The organism is Veillonellaceae bacterium (assembly GCA_012523975.1).
GTDB lineage: Bacteria > Bacillota > Negativicutes > JAAYSF01 > JAAYSF01 > JAAYSF01.
In genome coordinates this window covers 1-4247 of the sequence record JAAYSF010000080.1, presented here as the reverse complement: position 1 = coordinate 4247, position 4247 = coordinate 1, and the positions used below count along the sequence as shown (strand labels likewise).

At 37.5% G+C, this 4247-nt stretch carries 3 protein-coding genes; all 3 read left to right on the top strand.

Annotated features, from left to right (window positions below; genetic code table 11):
• On the top strand, positions 1-1595 hold a 1595-nt coding region (locus GX348_11145), incomplete at its 5' end, for a hypothetical protein (GenBank protein NLP42716.1).
• A 9-nt stretch (positions 1596-1604) separates the two neighbouring features.
• Positions 1605-1952: a hypothetical protein gene (locus GX348_11140; protein NLP42715.1), complete on the top strand. Its 348-nt coding sequence runs from the start codon at positions 1605-1607 to the stop codon at positions 1950-1952.
• A gap of 1188 nt (positions 1953-3140) precedes the next feature.
• Positions 3141-3902, top strand: coding sequence for a transposase (locus GX348_11135; GenBank protein ID NLP42714.1), 762 nt, complete (start codon positions 3141-3143; stop codon positions 3900-3902).
• Positions 3903-4247 lie beyond the last annotated feature (345 nt).

Genomic DNA, 4247 nt, shown 5'->3' with positions numbered 1-4247 from the left:
TTAATGTCGGTAAGAATACTGATCTGAAGGGTGCGGTCATTAGCAGCGAGGCTACACCGGATAAGAATAAGATTAGTACCGATACGCTGACTTACTCGGATATTGAGAATAAGGCGGAGTACAGCGCCAGCAGCAGTGGCGTCAATCTCAATACCAATAAAGATGCTGAGAAAAAAGATGCAGGTTTAACCCCTGCTATTGGAACAAAAGCATCTGGTGATGCCGACAGTACTACCCATTCAGCTATAGCAGAAGGCACAATTGAAATACGCAGTAATCCGAATCAGGATTTAGGTGGATTAAGCCGGGATACAGCGAATTCCCTGAATGCATTAGGTAAGATATTTGACAAAAAGACCGTCGAGGAACAACAGGAACTAGCCAAAGTATTTGGCGAAGTGGCGTTTAAAGTCATAGGAGATTTTGCTGACAGCCAATGGAATAAAGCAAAAACTCCTGAAGAACAAGCCAAATGGGCTGAAGGTGGAGAATATAAAATTGCTCTTCACGCTTTAGCTGGTGGCATCATGTCTGAGCTCGGTGGTGGTAGTTTTGCATCAGGAGCAGTGGGGGCCGGTGCAAGTCAAGCCGTTCAAAATGAGTTATCCAAAATAACAGACCCTGCTATGCGCCAATGGGCGAGTGCTCTAGTCGGTGCAACCGTAGCGCAAATCACTGGCGGTAGCGCGCCGTCCGGTGCAAGTACGGCTGTCAGTGGAATCAAAAATAACGATTATAACCATAGAACCCATCGTGAAGGTGAGATAGTTCATACAAAAGATGGATTCTTCATGGTAATAAACGGAGTTGACACCGCCATCGCACCGCCACCAGAGGGAGTATATTTCTGGGAGCAAGATGCAGATAACCCTGATTATGGATGGGATTATAAAAAAGGAAATGGGACAAGCTCAGTAGATACTTATTTTCCTGGAGTGGTCCAATATCAAACAATTCTTTTTGAATTTAATGGCAAAGCAATAGGAATTGCTATAACGGATGATACTGATGCCCAGAAGAAAGAATTAATCCTTGCAAAAGCACGAGAATGGGCAAGTGGTGTAATTGCACTAGGTTCAGGATATTCTGGTGGTAGCCTTGCGGGGGGAATTGGAACTGGTGTAAGGGCTGCGGAAGAAGCAGCAGCAGTTGCAACGGCAGCTAAAGCTCTAAACGGTATAAAAGTATCCAGCAAAATTGAGAGAAGTGCAGATGAAGTTAATAATTGGTGGAAAATAGAAAAAGGTTACGATAAGCCTCCTTATAAGCCTGGAACTGTTGTACAAGAGGTAGAATTGAAAGAAACAACCACCTTTGTACGTGTTTATGATGATGAAAATTCATTCCAAAAAGGTGGGTGGGTAATGAAAAAAGAAGATATTGCAGGATTAACGCCAGAGCAGATAAGAGATAAATTTGCTCTACCAGAGGTTCCTAAATATATTACAGATGTTACAATCCCTGCTGGCACAAAAGTACGTGTTGGAGAAGCCAACGAAGTAGCTGGATGGGGAAAAGGTGGCGGTACTCAAATCGACCTAGTGGGGCAAAGAGGTATTGGAGAAGAATTCTCTAATCCACGGCCATTAGAATAGGAGTATGAAATGAGAGATTTTAAAATTGATGATAACGTCTTGATAGTAAATGGGAACAAGGTTAAGTTTCAGTTTAAAATTGATAATGTAAAGATTTGTAATAGCTTATATATTGTTCTAGTCGATATTCCATCAAATATCAAAACTACTAACAATGTTTATGCCGTGAATGAGAATGGTCACATAGTATGGCAAGTGCAAGATGTTAACGACGTATATTCATTTAAAAATGATGTTCCTTATGTTGGTACACGTATAACTGAAGATAATTTTATTATTGCCACAAATTACAATGGCGTTACAGTAACTGTAAATTCTGTTGATGGAAAAATTGTAGGGAAAGGTATCACAAAATAATTTGGATTAACCAAGAGAAGAAAAAGAGAGGTCAGCGGACGTAAAAATCCACTGACCTCTCTCTTTATCTCAGGTGTCGTCTGATGAACAAACAGCAACTGGATAATATTTATCTATTGATAAATCGTGAAAATTAAATCTGGTGCATCAGAATGACTTAGACTCATTACTACCACAATGAGGACACATACCTCCATAACCATTACCAGAACAATTAGAACAATAAACACTGCCACATTCCTTACACTTCATCAATGAACCCATACAAGGTGCTTCTTTACCGCAATTAGGACATTTCCTCACATTATCGTACATATTAATAAAACCTCCTTAGTAATAATAATTCTAATATATCACCTTGCGGTGATGACGAAAACGGAGTTTTCGTCGTAGAGGTTCTTTTATGTAAAATATCATGAATCCAGTAAAATCAATAACTCAATCAATCTGACTCATTAAATAATAATCATATTATACAATCAGAGTCACCACAGTGATTAATCGTAAACCAATACAATAAATACTATTAACAGTTGTCCCGGAATAAATCTGGTTCAAACAGTGATAACTACAGACAGTTTACCGTCACAAGTTAATATCTTATAGAATTTATTCTACTGGGTCAAAGATAAAATAATTATCAAAAATGTCTCAATTTCATGTTACACTTTCCCGACTTTGTAATATTTATATATTAAATTAAAAAAACGGAAAATATTTGTTTATAGTACACGCCAAACCCAGTAAATATCAGTATTTTAAACAAATCTGCAGCACCCAATACATTAACAGCCCTATTATTTATTACTACGCACAAAATAACATCAATTACTGCCCCCGGAAAAATATTTTTTTAAAAATCGCCCAAGCCATGTTACACTTTCGTGATTTTGTAATATTTAAATATTAAATTTAAAAATCGGAAAAACAGTTATTTATAGTTATTTATAGTTATTTATAGTTAAACAAACCAAATAATATATAGCATTTTAATAAACAGCACCCGCAAATATTTCTACAGCAAAACATTCAACACACATACCGCCATAAAATAATAATTACTTATGCACTCAAATGCAATTAGAACAGATATACTCGCACAAATAATAAAAATAGAGCACAAGGGGACGGTTCTTGTGTGTTGACGAAACACCCTCTCCATGATAGCTTGGAAGAGGGTGTTAGTTTATGCCAAGAATAGCAAGAAAAAAGAGTAAAAGTGGGATTTATCATGTAATGCTGCGAGGCATCAACAAGCAACTAATATTTGAAGAAGAAGAGGATTGCGAGAAATATTTGCAAGTCTTGGAATTATGCCAGGAAAAAGGCACATTTAAACTTATGGCATATTGTCTAATGGGAAATCACCTACATTTGCTTATTCAAGAAGAAAATGAAAGCCTGGAACAAATCTTCAAGAGAATAGGTGTTCGCTATGTATATTGGTATAATATAAAATATAATCGTACAGGTCATTTGTTTCAGGATAGATTTAAAAGCGAGCCGGTGGACGATGATAGTTATTTCTTGACAGTACTACGATACATACATCAAAATCCCATGAAAGCAGGCATGTGCGAGGAAGGACTGCAATACAAATGGAGCAGCTACCAGGACTATTTATACGGTACTGGTATAACTTATACAGCGTTTGGATTATCGCTATTTCATGAGAACAGCGAAAAAGCCAAAGAGCTTTTTGTAAGCTATATGCAGGAGGAGGAAACGACAAACTGCCTTGACTTTGGATTGGAAAGCAAAAGGATTACAGACAAAGAAGCGCAGGATATCTTGAAAGAAGTATGCGGGGTTCATAGTGTAGCTGAATTTCAGGCTATGGATAAAATAAAAAGAGATGGAAATATAGCATTGCTTAAGAGAAACGGCTTATCAATACGCCAAATTTCAAGGCTTACAGGTATTAGTTTTGCTATTGTCCGCAAGGCATAAAGCACGAGAGAACCGTCCCTTTGTGTCTTTGAAGAAGCAAGAGTACTAATAATGACGGTCTGTAACTTAAAAAATACAATAGATTTGCAACGACTTATTGTCAAACAAAAAATACGTACTTAGGAATGCTTAAGCAGAAGCATAACTTATCAATTCGACAAATAGAAGAGACTTACGGGAATTAATAGGGGAATTGTTTTAAAAGCGTGAGAACGTGTCAACAACCCCGTCCCCTGTAAGATATAGAGCAGAAGGGTTATTCATTTTGGGATAGAAAAACTCCGAACAATCAGTTTCTATGTATAATGAGGAAGAAGGATATGAATGGCCCTGTCCCAGGGAAGA